Source organism: Bacillus cereus group sp. MYBK222-1, from assembly GCF_051916425.1.
GTDB classification, from domain to species: domain Bacteria; phylum Bacillota; class Bacilli; order Bacillales; family Bacillaceae_G; genus Bacillus_A; species Bacillus_A paranthracis.
This window is the reverse complement of record NZ_JBQAGP010000001.1, coordinates 1,888,031-1,908,670: the sequence shown is the minus strand read 5'-3', so window position 1 is coordinate 1,908,670 and position 20,640 is coordinate 1,888,031. Positions and strand designations below refer to the sequence as shown.

The window sequence follows — 20,640 nt, the reverse complement described above, 5'->3', positions numbered from 1 at the left end:
GATGAATTGGTATGTAATCATTCCAATGATAATTTCGTTTATCGTTGTATTTTTAATTGGTGTATATGCTTCAAGACGTGTACAAGCGACTGCCCATAATAAATTTTTGCAAGAATATTTTTTAGGTGGGCGTGAGCTCGGTGGTTTATTATTAGCAATGACAATGATTGCTACGTACGGTAGTGCTAGTAGCTTCATTGGTGGCCCTGGTATAGCATACAATATGGGGCTCGGATGGGTATTGTTATCTGCGATTCAAGTTGTAACAGGTTATATCGTTTTAACAGTTATCGGTAAAAAGTTTGCCATTATTGCTAGGAAGATGGAAGCCATTACTCTTATCGATTATTTAAAGGGAAGATATAATAATAAAGCAGTTGTCATACTTTCTGCGTTATGTATTATTATCTTTTTATTTTCAGCAACAGTAGCTCAGTGGGTCGGCGGTGGCCGATTAATCGAGTCGCTAACGGGTCTTTCTTATACAACAGCACTATTTTTATTTACTTTTTCTGTACTTGTGTACGTATTAATTGGTGGATTTCGTGCAGTTGCTTTATCAGATACGTTATTAGGTATCATTATGTTAGTTGGAACGACAATCATCTTAATTGCTACTGTCGTTGCCGGTGGTGGAATTGAAAAGATTATGCAGGAACTTGTTCAAATCAATCCGAATTTAATTACACCATTCGGAGCAGATGGTAGTTTAACGAAATCATATGTGACATCATTTTGGATTTTAATTGGAATTGGCGTTGTCGGTTTACCGCAAATTAGTGTACGTGCCATGTCTTATAAAAATTCAAAAGCGATGCATCAAGCGTTAATAATTGGGACGATTGTTGTCGGTACAATTATGATTGGTATGCATTTAACGGGTGTGTTCGCACGAGTCGTACTTCCAGGTATAACGGTACCAGATAAAGTAATGCCGCTACTCGCGATGGAAGTGTTGCCACCTTGGTTAGCTGGGGTTTTCTTAGCTGCACCAATGGCAGCGATTATGTCTACAGTAAACTCGTTATTGCTACTTGTAAGTTCATCAATCATTAAAGATATATACGTAAATTACATAAATAAAGATGCGGCAGATAGTACGATTAGAAAAGGGAGTTTATGGATTACTGCTATCGTAGGACTGCTCGTTTATGCAGCAGCAATTAAACCACCTGATTTTTTAATATGGTTAAATTTATTTTCTTTCGGTGGATTAGAAGCAGCATTCATTTGGCCAATCGTATTAGGATTATATTGGAGGAAAGGAAATGCAACAGGAGCGCTTGCATCTATTTTAGTTGGGGTAAGCTCATATATGTGTATCCATCTTTTCTATCCAAATCCGTTCGGTATACATACAGTTGTCTTCCCAATTTGTTTTGCGTTTATCGCTTATATCGTTGGAAGTATGAGTGCTGTAAAGAAAACAGTATAGGTTAGTGGGAGAACGTAGTCCTTAGAGGACTGCGTTTTTTCGTATAAATTTGTTCTTTTTATTCTGTAATCCTGTGAATATTCATAAATTAATAACAATTGAGGGGATGGAGTTGAGGGTGATGAAAAAAGTATTGTTTTTAGGAGACCCGGGAATTGATGACTCTTTGGCAATTATGTATGGATTGTTACATCCTGATATTGATATTGTTGGTGTAGTAACTGGATATGGAAATGTAACGCAAGAAAAGGCGACAAGTAATGCGGCATATTTATTGCAACTGGCAGGGCGGGAAGACATACCTGTTATTAATGGTGCAAAAATCCCTTTATCTGGAGATATTACAACATACTATCCAGAAATTCATGGGGCGGAAGGTTTAGGACCAATTCGACCGCCAAAAAATCTTTCTCCAAATATAAAGCCTTTTTGTGAGTTTTTTGACATACTTGAAAAATATAAAGGAGAATTAATTATAGTTGATGCTGGTAGGTCAACGACACTTGCGACAGCATTTATTTTAGAAAAACCATTGATGAAGTATGTGAAGGAATATTATATAATGGGCGGTGCTTTTTTAATGCCTGGCAATGTGACACCAGTCGCAGAAGCGAATTTTCATGGTGATCCTATTGCGTCACAATTAGTAATGCAAAATGCCAAGAATGTGACATTGGTGCCGCTTAATGTTACATCTGAAGCTATAATTACGCCAGAGATGGTAAAGTACATTACGAAACATTCTAAAACGAGTTTTAATAAATTAATTGAACCGATTTTTACGTATTATTATAAAGCTTATAGAAAATTAAATCCGAAAATAACAGGGAGTCCAGTACATGACGTCGTTACAATGATGGTTGCGGCAAATCCCTCTATTTTGGACTATGTATACCGCCGTGTCGATGTAGATACAGTAGGGATTGCAAAAGGAGAGAGTATTGCTGATTTTCGTCCTCAACCTGATGCAAAAGCTTTAAAGAATTGGGTTCGAATTGGTTGGTCGTTACACTATAAAAAATTCCTCGAAGATTTCGTTAAAATTATGACGTAGACATAATGGGAGAATACAAGTTAAAATAATGGAGATGATTACTAAAATAATCATCTCCATTATTTTGTTTGTAAGAGATAGATAGAGAAGAGCTACACAATAGGAGAGGAATTTTACTTGAAAAAAACTATAGTATGCGCAGTGATTGTGGGTATTTTCGTTTTGCTAATATCGGGTAATTTTTTAGTGAAAAAAGTTTGGAGTTCGAATAATGATGATGCGCAGTATATCGCATCTTTTATTGAAGAACATAAAGATGAAAAAAATAGCGCGCTTCTAGTAAAAAGAAATGATAAAGTCGTTTATTCTGTAAATCCGAATGTTGTATTGCCAGTTGCTAGTACAATGAAATTAATTGTGGCGCTTGAATTTACGAAACAAGTTACGGAAGGGAAAATTGATTCGTCTAGTTTTGTTTCCATAAATGATGTGAATCGTTATTATGTACCGAATACAGATGGTGGTGCGCAAGATAGATGGCAAAGGTATTTGGAGAAGACAGGTAAGATAACTGAAGGAGCGATTTCTTTAGAAGAAGTGGCAAAAGGAATGGTTAAGTTTAGTTCGAATGCGAATGCTGAATATTTAATGGAAGTGTTAGGATTAGATAATATTAATCGGAATTTACAAAGTTTATCGCTTCCAGCACATCAGCCGCTATTTCCAATCGTTTCATCTTTATACATTCCAGGATATTTGCATAAAGAACTACACGTTCCGAAATATAAAATAGAGAAAAAGTTAAAAGAAATGTCTCAAGAGCAATATCGTCAATATGCGATGATTATTCATGAGCGCTTAAAAAAGAAGGGACCATTATTACAGAAGGAAATTCCTCTTTATTTAGAGGAACGTTACGATAAAATTTGGTCAGATCGATTGCCAGCTGCTTCTGCAAACGATTATATGGTACTGCTTCAAAAGGCAAATCATAAGGGTGGACTGACAGAAGCAGAAGAAAAAGTATGGGCTAACATCGTTGAAACAGATATGAGCGCTAAGAAATACCGTAAAACATTTAGACATGCAGGGCAAAAAAACGGCTATACGCCATGGACAGTTACAAAAGCAGTTTATGCGATGGATAAACGGGGGAACTGTACAGAAATAGTGTTTTTAGCAAATAATTTAAATGAGGACGACAGTGCAGAAATACGGAAACATTTAGCAAACTTGCATTTCCAAGTGTTGCAAAGTGATAAGTATGATGCGACTTTTATTAAATAAACTCGGTGCAGAGAGCACCGAGTTTATTTTTGTGTACAAGCACTTTTTTGCTATCTCTGGGTATGATGGGTAGTAATACTTAGGTGAAAGGGGAAAAGGTGATGAAACAAAGTAAAGAAGAGTTTATAAAGAGTGAAGGCGCTGATTTCCCTGGGAAAACATATGTGGATTGTGTATTACAACATGTATTTAATTTTCAACGAAATTACTTATTGAAAGATATGTTTCAAGTGCATAAAGCGCATATTACGATGCTGATGGAAGAAAATTTAATGAAAAAGGAAGAAGCTAAAGTTATATTACACGCGTTAAAAAAGGTAGAGGGAATGCCAGAAGAGCAATTGCTCTATACAGAGCAGCATGAAGATCTCTTTTTTTTAGTAGAACATTTAATTTCTCAAGAAGCAAAAAGCAATTTTGTAAGTAATATGCATATTGGTAGAAGTAGAAATGATATGGGTGTCACGATGTATCGCATGAGTTTAAGACGGTATGTATTACGATTAATGGAACATCATTTGTTATTGCAAGAGAGTATATTGCAACTTGCTGCTGATCATAAGGAAACGATTATGCCAGCTTATACCCATACACAACCAGCGCAGCCAACGACATTTGGTCATTATACGTTAGCGATTTATGATACGATGCAGAGAGATTTAGAACGCATGAAAAAAACGTACAAACTTTTAAATCAGTCCCCAATGGGAGCCGCTGCGCTAGCTACAACAAGTTTCCCAATTAAACGAGAGCGAGTTGCCGAGTTACTTGGGTTTACAAATGTAATTGAGAACTCATATGATGCTGTTGCTGGAGCGGATTATTTATTAGAAGTTAGCTCTTTACTTATGGTAATGATGACGAATACGAGCAGATGGATTCATGACTTCTTACTATTAGCGACGAAAGAATATGATGGTATTACTGTGGCGAAGCCATATGTGCAAATTAGTAGTATTATGCCGCAAAAGCGAAATCCAGTTTCCATTGAACACGCCCGTGCAATTACGAGTAGTGCTTTAGGAGAAGCATTTACAGTATTTCAAATGATTCATAATACACCATTTGGTGATATTGTTGATACAGAGGATGACTTGCAGCCATACTTATATAAAGGGATTGAAAAGACTATTCGTGTTTTTTCTATTATGAATGCAGTTATTCGAACGATGAAGGTTGAGGAAGAAACGTTGAAAAATCGTTCCTATAAACATGCAATTACGATAACTGATTTCGCAGATGCTTTAACAAAAAACTATGACATTCCATTTCGGCATGCGCATCATGCAGCGAGTGCTATTGCAAATATGTTATTGGAGCAGAAAAAGGAGCTTCATGAATTACATTTGAAAGATGTGAATATGTACTTACAAGAAAAATTTAATATAACTTTATTAGAAAAAGAGTGGAAAGAAATTATATCGCCAGAAGCTTTTATACAAAAAAGAAATGTATACGGTGGGCCGAGTAAAAAAGAAATGGAGCGCATGATTAACAATCGAAAAGAGTTATTTCGACAAGAAGAAGAGGTATTTGAAAAGGAAAAACAGAGAATTTTACAAGCTGAAAATAATTTGAATACGTTAGCTTCGAATATTATTGAATCGTAAAAGAGGGATTTAGTGAATTAATCGCCAATACCTTAATAAAACTATAAATAGAGAGAAGAGATTGTCGATGATTCAATTGCATGTATATGAAGAGATTGTTAATTTTAAAGAAGAGGTTACACCATTTCTAGAAAAGAATGAGCAGGAAAATAATCTCATATTAGGCGTATTACAAATGGTCCACCAACCGATATTTATGGGGATAGCGAAACAAGGAGAAGAAATTGCGGTTGTATTTCTTCAAACAGAAGAGAAGAAACAAATTATTGTTGCTACGTCTGAAATTACGGAAGAGGACATCGTGGAACTTGCAAAAAAATTAGCGGAAGTATATCCAAATGTTCCTGGATTAATCGGTAATAAGAAAATTGTACAGAGATTAGCCGAAGAGATTGCAGTGTTAGCAAATAAGAAAACTACTGTTGCGATGGAGCAAGGTATATATGAATTAAAACAAGTGAAGAAAAAGTGGAACGGAGATGAAGTCTTTCGAGAAGTAAATAGTGATGAGCTAACATTAATAGAACAGTGGATATACCAATTTTGCGAAGATGTGAATCTTCCTACTACGAAAGAGGAAGCAAAACAAACGGCACATACATTAATTACTAATCATCGTTTATTTGGTCTAGAAGTAGATGGAAAACTTGTTTCTGTAGCAGCAAAAACACGTCCAACTAAAAATAATATAACAGTTAATTTCGTATATACGCCGAAAGAAGAAAGGAAAAAGGGATACGCATCTAATTGTGTAGCGGCACTTAGTCAACGTATGTTAGATGAAGGTTACAAAACAACGACATTATATACGGACCTGGCAAATCCAACATCGAATAAAATTTATCAAGAAATTGGTTATGAACAAATTGCGGAGTCTGTGCTTATATTTTTAGAGAAGTAGAACAAAAAGGCGTGCTAAAATAGCACGCCTTTTTGTTATTCATCAATTCTAATAACCTCGCCTTGAGGGAAGTCTTCGGTTTCTAGTAAGTTACGAATAGCTTTTGCAACGTATTCAGGTGATAATAGCTTTCCTTCTTCTTTTAATGCGATGAATCGATCTAAATTTGTGAAGTCTTCTTTATTTGTTTCCCGAATTTGTGCTTGCATATTTGTATCAACAACACCAGGTGCAAAAGCGACGATTTTTACTGGGAATTCTTTTGCTGCTTCTTCCGTTGCTACGCACTGTGTAAACATATTTACGCCAGCTTTCGTTGTACAATAAGCGCCCCATCCGAAGTAAGGATTTTTTCCTGCACCAGATGAAATGTTTATAACACGTTTATCTACTTTCCATTCTTTCGTATGTTTCATGAAAGTGGAGGTGAGAATCATAGGTGCAAGTAAATTAATGTGAACGTTCGTAATGAATTGTTCACTTTCTGCTTTTTCAATTGGCTTCATAGGAGCAACCGTACCCGCATTATTAATTAAATGAATAGAAGATACACTGTCTTCTTGAATAGATGAAATGATTTTGTTAAAGTTCGTTTCTAAATTATGTACATCTTGAAGATCTAAGGAGTGGAAAACACAATTGCTATTATATTGTTCTGCGAGTTTCGTAAGCTCTTTATTTTCTCTTCTAGAAATAGAGATGACAGTTGTATTTTTTTCTAACAATTGTGTGGCAATAGCCTCACCTAAACCTTGTGAAGTTCCTGTTATAATAACGTAGCGCATAGTTTTATAAACCCCTCTCATATGTGCGGAATTTTGTTGGACAACGTACATTGTATAGTTTGTCTACATTTTATAGTATAGAGCACTTTTTACTATAATTGAAATGAGATGATTGTGTGCCTTTTATAAATCGGTTTACGACAACAGTACCTGGTGCCGTCACGTTTACTGGGAATACGCTGGGACTTAGCCCTACATCGCCTGCACCAGGTAATATTTTTGGTACACTTGCTGTGTTTACGACAGTAAATACAGCGCTGCAAGTACCAGGATTCCCAGCGGGTACAACGGATGACTGGCGATTGAATTCTTCTAGTGCAATTTTAAATCTTCCAGCGGGAAGCAGTGTGTTATATGCAGAATTAGTTTGGGCTGGTACTTTCCGGACTGATACGGAAGATGTTTTACCATTTTTAAATGATAACATTACATTTACAACGCCAGCAGGGACGTTTTCTGTTACGCCAGATCCTGCTACCGCGCAGCAAGGTTCAGTAGGAAACCAGTTTTATTATGCTCGCTCTGCCAATGTAACGAATCTTGTTAGTGCAGGTGGGGGAGGCACATATACAACGGGTGCTGTGCCAGCTGCAAGAACTTCAGCCGACCCAACAATTAGTCGTTCAGCGGGCTGGACGCTTGAGGTTGTGTATCAAAATGCAAGTTTACCACTTCGAAATTTGTCAGTATATGCAGGTCAAGAAATTATTGATGCTTCATCACCACCAGTTGATGCTACTATTTCCGGATTTGCTACGCCAGCTACAGGAGCTGTAACAGGAAGGGTACTTGTAACTGCTCAAGAAGGTGATTCTAACATTTCTGGAGATCAACTTCGCTTTGGACCGAATGCGAGTGCTACAGTTGCATTATTCGGGCCGAGAAACCCTGCAAATAATTTCTTCCAGTCTCAAATTTGTAATGACAGCGGAAATTTAGATACGAGCGGTACATTTGGAGATTTAAATCAGCCGTTAGGGGTAGCTTTGGCTGTCCGAAGACAGGGGTGGGATATTACGAATGTAGATGCCTCCGCATCTTTAGTAAACAATCAAACGTCAGCAACTGTTCGATTTGTTACAAATGGAGATGGATACGCTGCAGCTGGTTTTGGTGTTCAAATTGATGCAACAGGTCCAATTATTAATCCTGTTAAATCGGTAAATAGAACAGTCGCAGGGGTAGGGGATACTCTCACTTATACGATTACGGTCCCAAATACAGGAACAGGAAGTGCAGAAAACGTTGTATTACGTGATAGTATTCCGAGCGGAACGACGTTTGTTGCAGGTAGTGTAACGATAGGGGGGGTAACGCAGCCGAATGCAAACCCTGCTAATGGAATTAATTTAGGAACAATCCCAAGTAACACGCAAAGAGTTGTTACATTTCAAGTACGAATAACATCGTTTCCGAACCCAAACCCTATTCCAAATCGGGCAATGGTGTCATATCAATTCCGTCCTTTTGTCGGTAGTTCTCCTATTACAAGTACATCTTCTTCAAATACAGTACAAACGACAGTGAACCAAGCAACTATAAGTATGCAAAAATCTGTAGATCTACAGACTGCGACACTTAATGATGTATTAACATACACAGTTAATGTTATAAATAATGGGAATGTCGCTGCAAACAATGTAATTTTTGTTGATAGTATTCCTGCAGGAACAACATTTGTCGCAAACAGCGTTACGGTAAACGGAGTAGCACGTCCAGGAGCAAATCCAGCAAGTAGTATTAATCTAGGAAGTATTAATGCCTCGCAAACGACTGTAGTGCGATTTCAAGTTCGAGTAACATCTAATCCTCTTGTCAACCCAATTCCGAACCGTGCGAGTGCAACATTTACCTTTACTCCAGTGCCTGGTCAACAACCAGTTTCGGGGCAAGCGACAAGTAATACTGTAGTTACGACAATTAATATAGCTGATATAAGAACGAGAAAAACAGTGGATAGAGCTTTTGCGACAGTGAATGATGTTCTGACGTACACTGTTACAATTGAAAATACAGGAAATGTACTTGCAACGAATGTTGTTTTTCAAGATCCGATCCCAATTGGAACGACTTTTATCACAAATAGTGTGACTGTGGACGGGGTTTCACAACCTGGGGCAAATCCAGCGACTGGGTTTACAGTAGCTAATATATCTCCTGGCGGAAGTAGGACTGTTACATTTCAAGTACGAGTTACATCTACACCATCGGGAGGTACGATTGCGAATCGCGGAAATGTATCTGCTAATTTCGTCGTTATTCCGAATCAGCCACCGATAACAATTAATAGACAAACGAATACAGTTGTGACACAAGTTAATACAGGCGGTTTAAATGTAATAAAAGAAGTAAATACAACGCAAGCGGCGGTAGGTGATACTTTAACATACACAATTGCCGTCCAAAATACAGGAAACGTTTCGTTAACAAATGTATTTTTCCAAGACGCTATTTCTTCCGCTGTTTCATTTGTTGCAAATTCTGTAACAATTAATGGAGTACCACAAAGTGGATTGAATCCGAATACAGGATTTTCTCTTCCTAATATCCCTGCGGCTCAAACAGTCGTAGTTACATTTGATGTAGTAATTGTACAGGATCCAGAAAATGAAGATATTTTAAATCAAGCAAATGTAACAGCAAGTTTTCAAGTGAATCCGAGTGAACCACCCGTAACAATCAATGTTCCGAGTAACATTGTGAATACAACTGTACAATCAGGTAACTTTGAAGTTGTGAAATCAGTAAATACGGATGTTGCAACGGTAGGGGATATTTTAGTATATACAATAGAAGTCATAAACGCAGGTAGTGTACCAGCTACAAATGTATTTTTCCAAGATTCAATTCCACAAGGTACATTATTTATTGAAAACAGTGTCTTTGTGAATGGGATCTTACAAGAAGGGGCAGATCCAGAATTCGGATTCCCATTAAATAATTTGCCCGCTGGTGCGAGTGTAATTGTTACATTTGAAGTATTAATTGATGAAGTTCCACTTGGAAATAATGTTGTAAACAGTGCGAATGTTACAGGAGATTTCCTTGTAAATCCAACAGAGCCACCGATTACTGTAACAGAACCAAGTAATACTGTTATGACGGTCGTAAATTCTTCAGGATTAAATGTAATAAAAAGTGTAAGCGCTACTGAAGCTGGTGTAGGAGATACGTTAACGTATACAGTACGTATACAAAATAGTGGGACAGTAGCAGCAACTAATGTATCGTTCCTTGATCCGATTCCAGTTGGAACCACTTTTGTAGCGAATAGTGTAACAATAAATGGGACACCTCAACCAGGTTTAAACCCGACAACTGGATTTCCACTTGCTAATATTCCAGTAGGAGGGATGGTAACAGTTACTTTCCAAGTAACAATCACGAGTGTACCACCAAATAGAGTTCTTCCGAATAATGCGAATGTAACTGCTGATTTCCAAGTAAGTCCTCTCCAGCCACCAATTACAATTGTAACGATTAGTAATATTGTTGTGACGCGAGTGAATGTAGGATCACTTAATATAATGAAGAGTGTAAATACACCACAAGCAGGAGTAGGGGATACGTTAACGTATACGATTCTTATTCAAAATACAGGAACTGTTCCTGCAACGAATATTATTTTTCAAGATCCAATTCCGTCCGGTACTGCGTTTGTAGCAAATAGTGTGACGATAAATGGAGTCGTTCAGCAAGGCGCGGATCCTATGGCAGGATTCCCAGTACCAAATATTCCGGTCGGGCAAACGGCCACGGTTACGTTTCAAGTTACCGTGACGAGTGTTCCGAGCGGTGGAAATATAAGAAACCAATCTAACGTTACTGCCAGTTTTCTTATAAACCCAGCAAACCCTCCAATAACGACTGTTACAAATAGTAATTTCGTTGTGACGCAAGTAAACACAGCACAGTTAAATATACAAAAAACTTCATCTGTACAACAAGCAGCACTTGGAGAAACTTACACGTATTCTGTTGTCATTCGTAATAATGGTACAGTAACAGCAACGAACGTTTCTTTCATTGATCCAATTGCTCCAGAAACAACATTTGTAGCAAATAGTGTAACGATAAATGGAACACCACAACCTGGATTTGATCCAAATGCTGGATTCCCGCTTCCTAATATTGCAGCTGGAACATCATTGACCGTAACGTTCCAAGTTACTGTGGTTGCACCATCTACACGTGGAGCAGTATTAAATACAGCATCTGCTACAGCCACTTTCTTATTAAATCCTTTACAACCACCAGTAACAACAACGAACTCAAGTAATACAACGGTAGTTACAATACCGTTACCTCCTCCTGGTGAAGTAACAGCAACAAAAACAGTTGACGTTGCAGCTGGAGCGGTTGGGGATGTATTAACGTACACTGTGCTCATTTCAAATGTAGGAATTATACCAGTTACAGATGTGTTCTTCCAAGATGTCATCCCAGAAGGAACGACATTTATAGAAGGTAGTGTAACGATAGGTGGAGTGCAGCAACTTGGTTTAAATCCGGAAATAGGATTTACAGTTACTCCATTATTAATCGCTGGTGGAAGTATTGAGGTCACGTTCCAAGTGACCATTACGGAAATTCCAGATAATGAAGTCATCTTAAATGATGCAGATGTTACATTTACTTCACAACCAAATCCGCAGGAACCACCGATTACAGAAACGATATTAACGAATTTAGTCGTTACGACAATTAATATAGCGTCTATTTTTCCGTTAAAACTAGTAGATAAGGAAGTAGCCACTGTAGGAGAAATATTAACGTATGATGTATTGATATTTAATTTCGGAACAGTGCCAGCGACCAATGTTCAATTTATCGATACGACTTCTGCTGGTGTAGCATTTGTACCAGGAAGTGTGAGCATCAACGGGGTGTCTGCACCAGGATTAGATCCTTTCATTGGTTTTACAGTTCCAAATATACCTGTAGATGATTTTGTAGTTGTCACATATCAGGAAGTGGTTACAAGCATACCAGAAGGTGGTACGATTGTTAACTTTGTAGACGTTACAGCTACATTTGCTGTAAGTGAAACAGAACCACCGATTACGGAGACGACGACAAGTAATACGACATTAACAGAAATCAATGAGCCTGGTTTGAATGTTTTAAAATCAGTAAGTCAGCCGGTTGTTGCAGTAGGCGATACAATCACATATACAACAGTAGTTCAAAATACAGGGACAGTGCCAGCAACGAATATTCAATATAGTGATGTACTACCTTCCTCTATAGCATTCGTGCCGAACAGTGTAACGATAGACGGTGTGTTACAACCTGGATTCAATCCGAATAATGGATTCCCGCTTCCAGATATAAACCCAGGTGAAAGTGTAGAAGTCACATTCCAAGTAACTGTTGTTAGTGTTCCGTCAAACGGAACAATTGCCAATACGGCAAATGTAACTGGAAGTTTTGTATTAGTACCAGGAGAACCACCAGTTATAGTAAATCAGCCAAGTAATACAACACTCACAACTGTAAATAGAGGACGCTTTAATGTTATTAAACAAGTAAATAGAGCCGCTACTCTAGTTGGAGATGTATTGACGTATACAGTGCAAATAACGAATACAGGAACAGTAACAGCTAATGATGTTCAGTTTATTGATACCATTTCAGCAGGAGCGTCATTTGTACCAAATAGTGTAACGATAAATGGAGCCCCGCAACCAAACTTAAATCCGATTACTGGATTTGGAGTTGGAGATATACCAGTTGGTGAAACGGTTATAGTGACGTTTCAAGCGACAGTTACAAACATCCCGTCATCAGGAACAATTACGAACGTTGCAAATATAACAGGAAGCTTTACTTTAGTGCCAGGAGAACCACCAGTTGTAGTAACAGAGCCGAGTAATACGACGATAACTAGAGTGAATAGAGGACGATTTAGCGTTATAAAATCTGTAAATAAAGAAGCGACACGTTTAGGAGATACGTTAACGTATAGTGTGCAAGTTACAAATACGGGAACGGTAACAGCAACGAATGTTCAGTTTATCGATTTTCCGTCACCTAGTTTAGAATTCGTTCCTGGAAGTGTACAAATAAATGGGATTCCGCAAGTAGGATTAGATCCATTTGTAGGCTTTTCATTACCGGATCTTGCTGTAGGGGATAGCGTATTAATTACATTTGAAGTAAATGTAATCTCGGTTCCGTCTTCTAGTAGCATTATGAATACAGCGAGAGTAACGGGTGATTTCGAATTGATTCCAGGAGAACCTCCGTCTACAATTACAAATTCAAGTAATACGACGGTTACACCGGTAAATAGAGGTAGCTTAGATATGCTAAAAGAAGTAGACCATTCAATTGTTGGCGTAGGAGAAACGGTAACGTATACGGTTCGTATATTAAATACTGGTACTGCTGATGCAATGAATGTTCAATTTATCGATGTGCTATCTCAGGAAGCTGATTTCGTTCCAAATAGTGTAACGATAAATGGGGTTCTGCAACCGGGGGTAAATCCGCAAATTGGATTTACGATACCAGATATTCCAGTTGGTGAGACGGCACTTGTAACATATAAAGCTACGATTACAAGTTTTCCAGATGGTGGTACAGTAGTAAACGTTGCTGGGGCGTTAGCAGAATATATTTTAGTACCAGGAGAGCCTCCAGTTACAGTGATGGACACGAGCAATACAGTTATAGTGACGGTAAATACTGCAATCTTATTTGTTGCAAAAGGAGCAAACTTTGAAGTAGCAATGGTAGGAGATGTTGTCACTTACGGAATTGCCGTTATAAATGATAGTACAGTTCCTGTGACCAACATTGTGTTAACGGATATCATTGATCCAAATACGTTATTTATAAATGGCACGGTAACGGTAAACGATGTAGCTCTTCCATTTGCTAATCCAAATACCGGTATTCCATTAGGTGATTTTCAGCCAAATGATGCAGCCATTATTAATTTCCAAGTTGTCATAACAGGAGGACAAATAAATAATTTAGTTACAAATACTGCTATAGCAAATGGGCTAGCAATTGTAAATCCGAATGAGTTACCAGTAGTAGTGGAAGGTGATAGCAATACAGTTGTTATCCCGTTTATTCCTCAAAATGTCTCAACGACAGTCGTAAAAACGGCAGATTTACAGGCAGCAACGATTGGAGATGTTATTACCTTTACGACAGTTATTACAAATACGGGTGATACTGTCATACAAAATATTCGTTTTCAAGATATGTTAGATAGTAGTGTTCGATTTGTCCTTGGAAGTGTAACGGTTGATAATACACCAGTACCAAATGTAAGCCCGGTATCAGGATTTCTTATAGGGAATTTAAATCCAGGTGAAGCACGAACAGTTTCGTTCCAAGTAGTAGTTCAGAGTGCCCCAAGTGGTTCGGGGAATTATATAAATCAAGCAAGTATTCGTTTCGAACATCAAGTAGGCACAGTGTTACCACCTGTTATACAAATAGTAGAAAGTAATATAGTTGTTATTCCATTTGTTCCAACGATAGAACAAATTTGCGAAACGAATCTTAATTGTTTAGGGAAAATTTCTTTTCAATGTTCTCCGTGTGATCACTTGCAAATAAAGAGAAAATAAATGCAGAAAGAGCATCCTGTAAGAGAAGGATGCTCTTTCTGTATGAATCAAGTAGATTCTTTTTCGGGTGAGCTGAAAAATTCATCAATTTTGTCGGAGAGTAGAAATGGAATAGCTCCTTTTATAACAGAAATGTCCCAGTCCCACCATGAGATATTTTCTAGTTTGTCAATTGTTTCTTGTGGGAAACGATATCGAACAAATTTTGCAGGATTACCAGCTACAATTGCATATGGTGGTACATCCTTTGTAACAACACTCTTTGCGCCAATAATGGCACCGTTACCAATCGTAACACCAGATAAAATGCAGGATTGATAACCAATCCATACATCATTGCCGACTACAATATCACCTTTTGAAGAGGGGTGACCAGTAATATGGGCTCCTTCGCTGAAAAGAGCGTTAAATGGATAAGTCGTTATCCAGTCCGCGCGATGTTCTCCGCCAAGTATGAAAACAACTTCTTCTCCTAATGAACAAAACTTACCTATTTTTAATTTCGTTTCATCATTCCAAGAAAAAATAGTTGGACCTACTTTACTATAAGTATAATCACCGATATCATACTTACTATATTCAGGTTTTTGATTTAAATATAACATGATTCTTCAACCTTCTTTCTCAATCAAGAAATAAGCGTGGAATATTATATGCAAGGTGTAGTAAGGTGACCAGTGTTAATAGGTAAAATAAATGGGAGTGGAATGTATGAGATATGAAATGGGATTATATAATAAACCTTTTCAGTCAATTCAATCAGGAAAAAAAGTGTATGAAGTGCGCTTATACGATAAAAAGCGTCAACTCATAAAACAAGGCGATCATATTGTATTTACGAACCTTACGACAGCAGCAACGATGGCTGTAAAAGTAACGGAGATAAAACGATATAAAAACTTTCAAGCAATGTACGAACAAATTGATAAAAAATTATTGGATTGTGGAAATGATAGTTTAGAGGAAATGTTAGAAAGTACATACAAAATATATACGAAAGAACAAGAACAAAAGTGGGGAACAGTTGCGATCGGTATTGAGGTAATAAAATGACAAGAAATCGCGGCGCAGCTATCATTGTGCAGGAAGGGAAAATTGCTCTTATAAAACGTATCCAAGAAGATGAAACGTACTATGTTTTTCCAGGTGGAGGAATTGAAGAAGGAGAAACACCTGAAGAAGCAACAAAGCGAGAAATTTTTGAAGAATTAGGGGTACATATAAAAGTGGAGCATCTAATTGCAAAGGTGGAGTATAAGGGTACGGAGTATTATTTTAATGCCGATATTGTAGGTGGAGTTTTTGGAAGTGGTAAAGCTGAAGAATTCGAAATGAAAGATAGAGGGATTTATATTCCGTTATGGTTGCCGATATATGAGTTGAAAAAAGTGAATATAAAACCGTATGAAGTGGTTGAAAGTATATTAGAACATTATAAAATATAAGGTCTGACAACATACAAAAAAAACCATTGACATAGTCTTCTGATTTAAGTATTGTATTCGAGTATGTTTATAATCAGGAGGTTTATATGAGCAATCAAACAACTACACATCATGTGAAAATGACAACAGCAGATCCATCTGGAATCGGTCTATTTGGATTAGCGATGGTAACACTTGTAGCATCATCTCAAAAGTTAGGCTTAACAGATGGCGTTTCACTAGTATTACCATGGGCAATCTTTTTAGGAGGATTTGCACAAATCTTTGCTTGCATTCACGATGCAAAGCATAACAATACATTCGGTACAACAGCATTCGGTGCATACGGTCTATTTTGGCTAGGTGTTGGAATGACTTGGTTAATTCAACTTGGAGTATTTGGCGAAAAATTAGCACAAGCTGCAGATTCAAAACAGCTTGGTGTAGCCTTTATCGGATATTTAATTTTCACAATCTTTATGACAATTGGTGCAATGGAAACACATAAAGTATTATTTATGATTTTCGTCCTTATTGATTTCTTATTTATCGGTCTTTCATTAAGTACTTTAGGTGTTATGCCGCATGCAATGCATAATTTAGCAGCATATTCTGAACTTCTTATTTCATTATTATCTTTCTATGGTTCAGCAGCAGCAGTGTTAAACACACACTTTGGTAAAGTTGTTTTACCAGTTGGAAAGCCGTTTGGTATTTTTAAAAAGTAATAAAAAGCACAGATGATTGTATAGTCATCTGTGCTTTTTTATATGGAATAAATAAAAATAAAAAATACAATTGAAATTGATTCTCATTATTAATATAATGAGAATGAGAATCATTTATTGAAAGAGGGGGATGCCAAAGTGGCGAAAATTTTAATAGCTTATGCAAGTATGTCAGGAAATACAGAGAGTATTGCTGATTTAATTAAAGTTAGTTTAGATGCTTTTGATCATGAAGTAGTATTGCAAGAAATGGAAGGCATGGATGCTGAAGAATTATTAGCTTATGATGGAATCATTTTAGGATCTTATACGTGGGGAGATGGGGAATTACCATTTGAAGCGGAAGATTTCCATGATGACTTAGAAAATATAGATTTATCAGGGAAGAAAGTAGCGGTATTCGGATCAGGTGATACGGCGTATGAACTATTTTGTGAAGCGGTAACGATATTTGAAGAAAGACTTGTAGAGCGCGGTGCAGAGCTTGTACAAGAAGGGTTGAAAATCGAACTAGCTCCAGAAGATGAAGAGGATGTTGAAAAATGCAGTAATTTTGCAATTGCATTTGCTGAGAAGTTCTAAGAATGGGAGTGTCAACGTGGAGACAATGTTAAGTGCGACCGCTATTACAAAGTTAAGAGATGGAAAGCTTATGTTAGCTACTACATATAATGGTTTATTTATTGAACAAGACGGAGAATGGAAACAAATTTTAAATGGTTTTCAAAAACGAATTAGGGATTTACATAGCGAAGATAATGTAGTGTATGGTGTAGGTGACGAAGGAATTTTTATTCGTAGTATGAATGGTGGAGAGAATTGGACGGTTCAACGTTTTCCAACAAAGGCAACGAGTTGGAATGTATGTAGTAATATAGAAGGAACTGTCATTGCTCATGGAGATAAAACGTTGTATCATTCGAATGATTTTGGTTCGACATGGGAAACCATTCATCCATTTCTTGAATATGGTGGCGGAGCACCATCTATTCGATCGTTGTTTTTATATAAACATTACTTATTTATCGGTACGAAAATACATGCTAAATATGGTGGTGTTTGGCTCTTTAATTTGGAGACACTTAAATTAAAGAGGATTAAAATCGTAATGAATCAAATGATCTCAGCGTTGACTTTACACAACTCTTATTTAGTAGCAGCCAGTGGATCATGCAAAGGCATTAGCGGGAATATTTCTTTTTGTAAAATAAATGAAAGTATTGAGAGTGAAAAACCATATTGGCACACATGTCAAAGTGAGCAAAAAGCAAGTAGCTATTTAGACTTAAGTGTAGATCAACATGTGTTATATACAACGTCAACGCAAAATAAGGCTGGGATTAGTACTGTTTGTCGTGTACTTTTAGAAGAAGGAATTGTAACAGTATGTGATTCAGTTAAAGGGCATGGCTGGCGCATTGTGAACCAAAAAGAAGCCTATTTTGTAGCGGGATCAGGTGAATCAAAAGCGATGCAGTGGAAGAAAAAAATTGTATAGCAAAAAAACTTTGCTTTTATTATATTGATATGATATATTATATTTAAACCATTTTACTTTTAATAATATAGAGATTTAAATGAGCTGTAACTTCCGAGGAGGATAGCAATGTTAAATCTCCTCAGAGTTGCAGTTTTTTTAATGTCTGACTTATTTTTGTAAAGTGGTTGAAAATGAATATGTACATATAGGTACATTGTAGGAGGATTTTTTACATGCAAAACGGTAAAGTAAAATGGTTTAACTCAGAAAAAGGTTTCGGATTCATCGAAGTTGAAGGCGGAGAAGACGTATTCGTTCATTTCTCAGCTATCCAAGGCGAAGGTTTCAAAACTTTAGAAGAAGGTCAAGAAGTTACTTTCGAAGTAGAACAAGGTAACCGTGGACCTCAAGCTACAAACGTTAACAAGAAGTAATTGTGGAAGAAAGAAGGGCTTGCCCTTCTTTTTTTTTGCGTTTTAATTGAAGAACCTCCTATGTACATAGCATAATGAGATTGAATTTTCGTTTTTTAGATGAAGTATTACATGCATAAAGTGTATGAATAAATAAATACTGAAAATAAAGTATGTGTGTGAAAAGGAATGTAGAAAGAGGTAAATAAATTGGAAAACGCTACACATTTTATTGTGTTTGATATAGAGAGAAATTTTAGGCCATATAAATCAGAAGATCCGTCAGAGATAGTTGATATCGGAGCTGTAAAAATAGAAGCAAGTACAATGAAGATAATTGGAGAATTTTCGGAGTTAGTAAAACCCGGTGCACGACTTACTCGTCATACGACAAAATTAACGGGAATTACAAAGAAAGATTTAATGAATGTAGAGAAATTTCCGCAAATTATAGAGAGATTTATTCAGTTTATCGGAGAAGATTCTATATTTGTTACATGGGGAAAAGAAGATTATCGATTTCTATCTCATGATTGTACGTTACATGCTGTAGAATGCCCTTGTATGGAAAAAGAAAGAAGAATTGATTTACAAAAATTTGTTTTTCAAGCGTATGAAGAATTGTTTGAGCATACACCAAGTTTACAATCTGCAGTAGAACAGCTCGGTTTAATATGGGAAGGGAAGCAGCACCGTGCTTTAGCGGATGCTGAGAATACAGCGAACATACTTCTTAAAGCATATAGCGAGAGAGATATTACTAAAAGGTATAAAAGGCATGGTGAACTTGAACTAGTAGAGAACGGAAAACTAACAGAAAAAGCGAAAAAAAAGATGCGAAAATGGGTATTTAAAGAAATGAGAAAAAATACTGAGCGTCCTTTCGTTTGGAGTACATTTGAAAGTAGCGACACGTGGGAAAGTATAACGGAAAGATATTATATAAGTGAACCAACAATAGAACTTCTGAAAAAACATTTTCGTACGGCGGTTCGAAAAGCGGAAAGGCAGATTAGGTATTTGGCTGAGATGGAGAAGAATGCAGAGGTTAAATGACATTCTTCTCTATTTCTAGCTACATAAATTTACTGTCATTGTATTGATGGATGAATAAAGTATTCATATAAATAGGAATTGATTTGTTGTGCTACTTTGAAATTTAAGGTGTGGTAAGAAATTTTTTAATATATTCATAAAATTAGAGCCCATAGAAATGAAAGAGGGTAAAGTTGAATGGAAGCAATCTTTAACATTGTAACAGTTTTAGTTTTTGGGATAATATTTACCACGCTATTAGCGGTAATTACACTTCCTTTCATAGCACAGAAGAAGAATTGGAAAAGGCTTAATATATCTTTAAATCGTGGTGTATTAAAGATTAAAATAGAAGAGTAAGCTAAGAGTCTTATATATATATGGGAGGTGTGATAGTGATAGACTTGGATATTAACGATGTTACCGTACAGATGGAATTAAACGGAGTCTTTTGGAATGAGGATGGGATTGCTGAAATGACGGTGACTACAAAAGACGAACATTCTCTTATTCTTCGTCTAGTAGTTGATTTAGAAAGGAAAACGATTAGGGCGACGAGTATTGAAATAGTGAATGGATTCTGTCCGCTATGCAAACAGAAAAGGAACGAATGTAGTGAATTGAATGACTTGCAAAACAAAATGGATATTTTAGAAGAAGCTTACGATTGGGTGAGAGAGCATCCAAAATATCGTTTTCAATTATCTTTTTACGAGTACAATAAATTTGAGGTAGTAAAGTGAAAATTTCATTTTACCAATATACATAGTGACTACTCTAATGGAAATACACTTGTACACCAAAAAACAAATCTACTGAATCCTGTGACAAATGTCCTCTTGGATCAAAAATAAGCATATTTTATTATAAAGCAGAAAAACCGATTCTTAGTAGAATCGGTTTTTTACATAACTTTCAAATGTGTCACAAATAAAAGATCGTTTGTTAATAGTGCTCTG

The 20,640-nt window shown here is 36.7% G+C and carries 17 protein-coding genes; 15 read left to right on the top strand and 2 right to left on the bottom strand.

Annotated elements, in window-relative coordinates; all coding sequences use genetic code 11:
- Position 1 precedes the first annotated feature (1 nt).
- From panF to ACTFR9_RS09815, 5 genes are all read left to right on the top strand, one after another.
- On the top strand, positions 2–1,435 hold the full coding sequence (panF, locus tag ACTFR9_RS09835; RefSeq protein WP_001104829.1) for a sodium/pantothenate symporter: 1,434 nt from the start codon (positions 2–4) through the stop codon (positions 1,433–1,435).
- A gap of 106 nt (positions 1,436–1,541) precedes the next feature.
- Complete coding sequence (locus ACTFR9_RS09830) at positions 1,542–2,489, top strand: nucleoside hydrolase (RefSeq protein ID WP_155005152.1); 948 nt, start codon at positions 1,542–1,544, stop codon at positions 2,487–2,489.
- Positions 2,490–2,606: 117 nt separating this feature from the next.
- Positions 2,607–3,716 (top strand): serine hydrolase, encoded by a 1,110-nt coding sequence (locus tag ACTFR9_RS09825; protein WP_000751358.1) that lies wholly within the window; start codon positions 2,607–2,609, stop codon positions 3,714–3,716.
- A 101-nt stretch (positions 3,717–3,817) separates the two neighbouring features.
- Positions 3,818–5,326 (top strand): argininosuccinate lyase, encoded by a 1,509-nt coding sequence (gene argH / locus ACTFR9_RS09820; RefSeq protein WP_000813994.1) that lies wholly within the window; start codon positions 3,818–3,820, stop codon positions 5,324–5,326.
- 67 nt (positions 5,327–5,393) lie between these two features.
- Positions 5,394–6,227: a GNAT family N-acetyltransferase gene (locus ACTFR9_RS09815; protein WP_000615397.1), complete on the top strand. Its 834-nt coding sequence runs from the start codon at positions 5,394–5,396 to the stop codon at positions 6,225–6,227.
- 35 nt (positions 6,228–6,262) lie between these two features.
- Here the strand turns inward: ACTFR9_RS09815 and ACTFR9_RS09810 are convergent, their stop codons facing one another.
- Positions 6,263–7,012, bottom strand: coding sequence for a (S)-benzoin forming benzil reductase (locus tag ACTFR9_RS09810; protein WP_001271062.1), 750 nt, complete (start codon positions 7,010–7,012; stop codon positions 6,263–6,265).
- A gap of 116 nt (positions 7,013–7,128) precedes the next feature.
- On the opposite strand from ACTFR9_RS09810, the gene ACTFR9_RS09805 reads away from it, so the two are divergent.
- Positions 7,129–14,601: a DUF7507 domain-containing protein gene (locus ACTFR9_RS09805; protein WP_229136661.1), complete on the top strand. Its 7,473-nt coding sequence runs from the start codon at positions 7,129–7,131 to the stop codon at positions 14,599–14,601.
- Positions 14,602–14,648: 47 nt separating this feature from the next.
- Here ACTFR9_RS09805 and ACTFR9_RS09800 read toward each other — a convergent pair whose 3' ends face one another.
- A complete protein-coding gene (locus ACTFR9_RS09800; protein WP_000966320.1) occupies positions 14,649–15,206 on the bottom strand; it encodes a CatB-related O-acetyltransferase in 558 nt (185 codons plus the stop codon).
- 106 nt (positions 15,207–15,312) lie between these two features.
- Between ACTFR9_RS09800 and ACTFR9_RS09795 the strand changes: the two genes are divergently transcribed.
- The 9 genes from ACTFR9_RS09795 to ACTFR9_RS09755 all read left to right on the top strand — a co-directional run bounded on the left by ACTFR9_RS09795 (position 15,313) and on the right by ACTFR9_RS09755 (position 20,424).
- Positions 15,313–15,654: an ASCH domain-containing protein gene (locus ACTFR9_RS09795; protein ID WP_001268357.1), complete on the top strand. Its 342-nt coding sequence runs from the start codon at positions 15,313–15,315 to the stop codon at positions 15,652–15,654.
- The gene (locus tag ACTFR9_RS09790) at positions 15,651–16,046 is read left to right on the top strand and encodes an NUDIX hydrolase (RefSeq protein WP_000197780.1); all 396 of its coding nucleotides are present in this window, start codon (positions 15,651–15,653) and stop codon (positions 16,044–16,046) included. Before ACTFR9_RS09795 ends, ACTFR9_RS09790 begins: the two co-directional genes overlap by 4 nt.
- Positions 16,047–16,132: 86 nt before the next feature.
- Complete coding sequence (locus ACTFR9_RS09785) at positions 16,133–16,753, top strand: acetate uptake transporter (RefSeq protein ID WP_000070938.1); 621 nt, start codon at positions 16,133–16,135, stop codon at positions 16,751–16,753.
- A 138-nt stretch (positions 16,754–16,891) separates the two neighbouring features.
- Positions 16,892–17,335, top strand: coding sequence for a flavodoxin (locus tag ACTFR9_RS09780; RefSeq protein ID WP_001062756.1), 444 nt, complete (start codon positions 16,892–16,894; stop codon positions 17,333–17,335).
- A gap of 16 nt (positions 17,336–17,351) precedes the next feature.
- A complete protein-coding gene (locus tag ACTFR9_RS09775; RefSeq protein WP_000449508.1) occupies positions 17,352–18,251 on the top strand; it encodes a WD40/YVTN/BNR-like repeat-containing protein in 900 nt (299 codons plus the stop codon).
- Positions 18,252–18,466: 215 nt separating this feature from the next.
- Complete coding sequence (cspB, locus tag ACTFR9_RS09770) at positions 18,467–18,667, top strand: cold shock-like protein CspB (protein ID WP_001179150.1); 201 nt, start codon at positions 18,467–18,469, stop codon at positions 18,665–18,667.
- A 189-nt stretch (positions 18,668–18,856) separates the two neighbouring features.
- Positions 18,857–19,702, top strand: a complete 846-nt coding sequence (locus ACTFR9_RS09765; protein WP_000426499.1) for an exonuclease — start codon at positions 18,857–18,859, stop codon at positions 19,700–19,702.
- Between the two features lie 177 nt (positions 19,703–19,879).
- Positions 19,880–20,041 carry a hypothetical protein gene (locus ACTFR9_RS09760; protein WP_000387292.1) on the top strand — a complete coding sequence of 54 codons (162 nt, stop codon included), beginning with the start codon at positions 19,880–19,882 and terminating at the stop codon, positions 20,039–20,041.
- A 35-nt stretch (positions 20,042–20,076) separates the two neighbouring features.
- Positions 20,077–20,424 (top strand): hypothetical protein, encoded by a 348-nt coding sequence (locus ACTFR9_RS09755; protein ID WP_000566117.1) that lies wholly within the window; start codon positions 20,077–20,079, stop codon positions 20,422–20,424.
- Positions 20,425–20,640: the final 216 nt, after the last annotated feature.

Excerpts from the sequence above, each read along its gene's own strand:
- ACTFR9_RS09815 (WP_000615397.1), top strand. The coding sequence starts at position 5,394 with ATGATTCAATTGCATGTATATGAAGAGATTGTTAATTTTAAAGAAGAG.
- ACTFR9_RS09795 (WP_001268357.1), top strand. The coding sequence starts at position 15,313 with ATGAGATATGAAATGGGATTATATAATAAACCTTTTCAGTCAATTCAA.
- ACTFR9_RS09790 (WP_000197780.1), top strand. The coding sequence starts at position 15,651 with ATGACAAGAAATCGCGGCGCAGCTATCATTGTGCAGGAAGGGAAAATT.
- ACTFR9_RS09800 (WP_000966320.1), bottom strand. The coding sequence starts at position 15,206 with ATGTTATATTTAAATCAAAAACCTGAATATAGTAAGTATGATATCGGT.
- panF (WP_001104829.1), top strand. The coding sequence starts at position 2 with ATGAATTGGTATGTAATCATTCCAATGATAATTTCGTTTATCGTTGTA.
- ACTFR9_RS09760 (WP_000387292.1), top strand. The coding sequence starts at position 19,880 with ATGGAAGCAATCTTTAACATTGTAACAGTTTTAGTTTTTGGGATAATA.
- ACTFR9_RS09830 (WP_155005152.1), top strand. The coding sequence starts at position 1,542 with ATGGAGTTGAGGGTGATGAAAAAAGTATTGTTTTTAGGAGACCCGGGA.
- argH (WP_000813994.1), top strand. The coding sequence starts at position 3,818 with ATGAAACAAAGTAAAGAAGAGTTTATAAAGAGTGAAGGCGCTGATTTC.
- cspB (WP_001179150.1), top strand. The coding sequence starts at position 18,467 with ATGCAAAACGGTAAAGTAAAATGGTTTAACTCAGAAAAAGGTTTCGGA.
- ACTFR9_RS09810 (WP_001271062.1), bottom strand. The coding sequence starts at position 7,012 with ATGCGCTACGTTATTATAACAGGAACTTCACAAGGTTTAGGTGAGGCT.
- ACTFR9_RS09785 (WP_000070938.1), top strand. The coding sequence starts at position 16,133 with ATGAGCAATCAAACAACTACACATCATGTGAAAATGACAACAGCAGAT.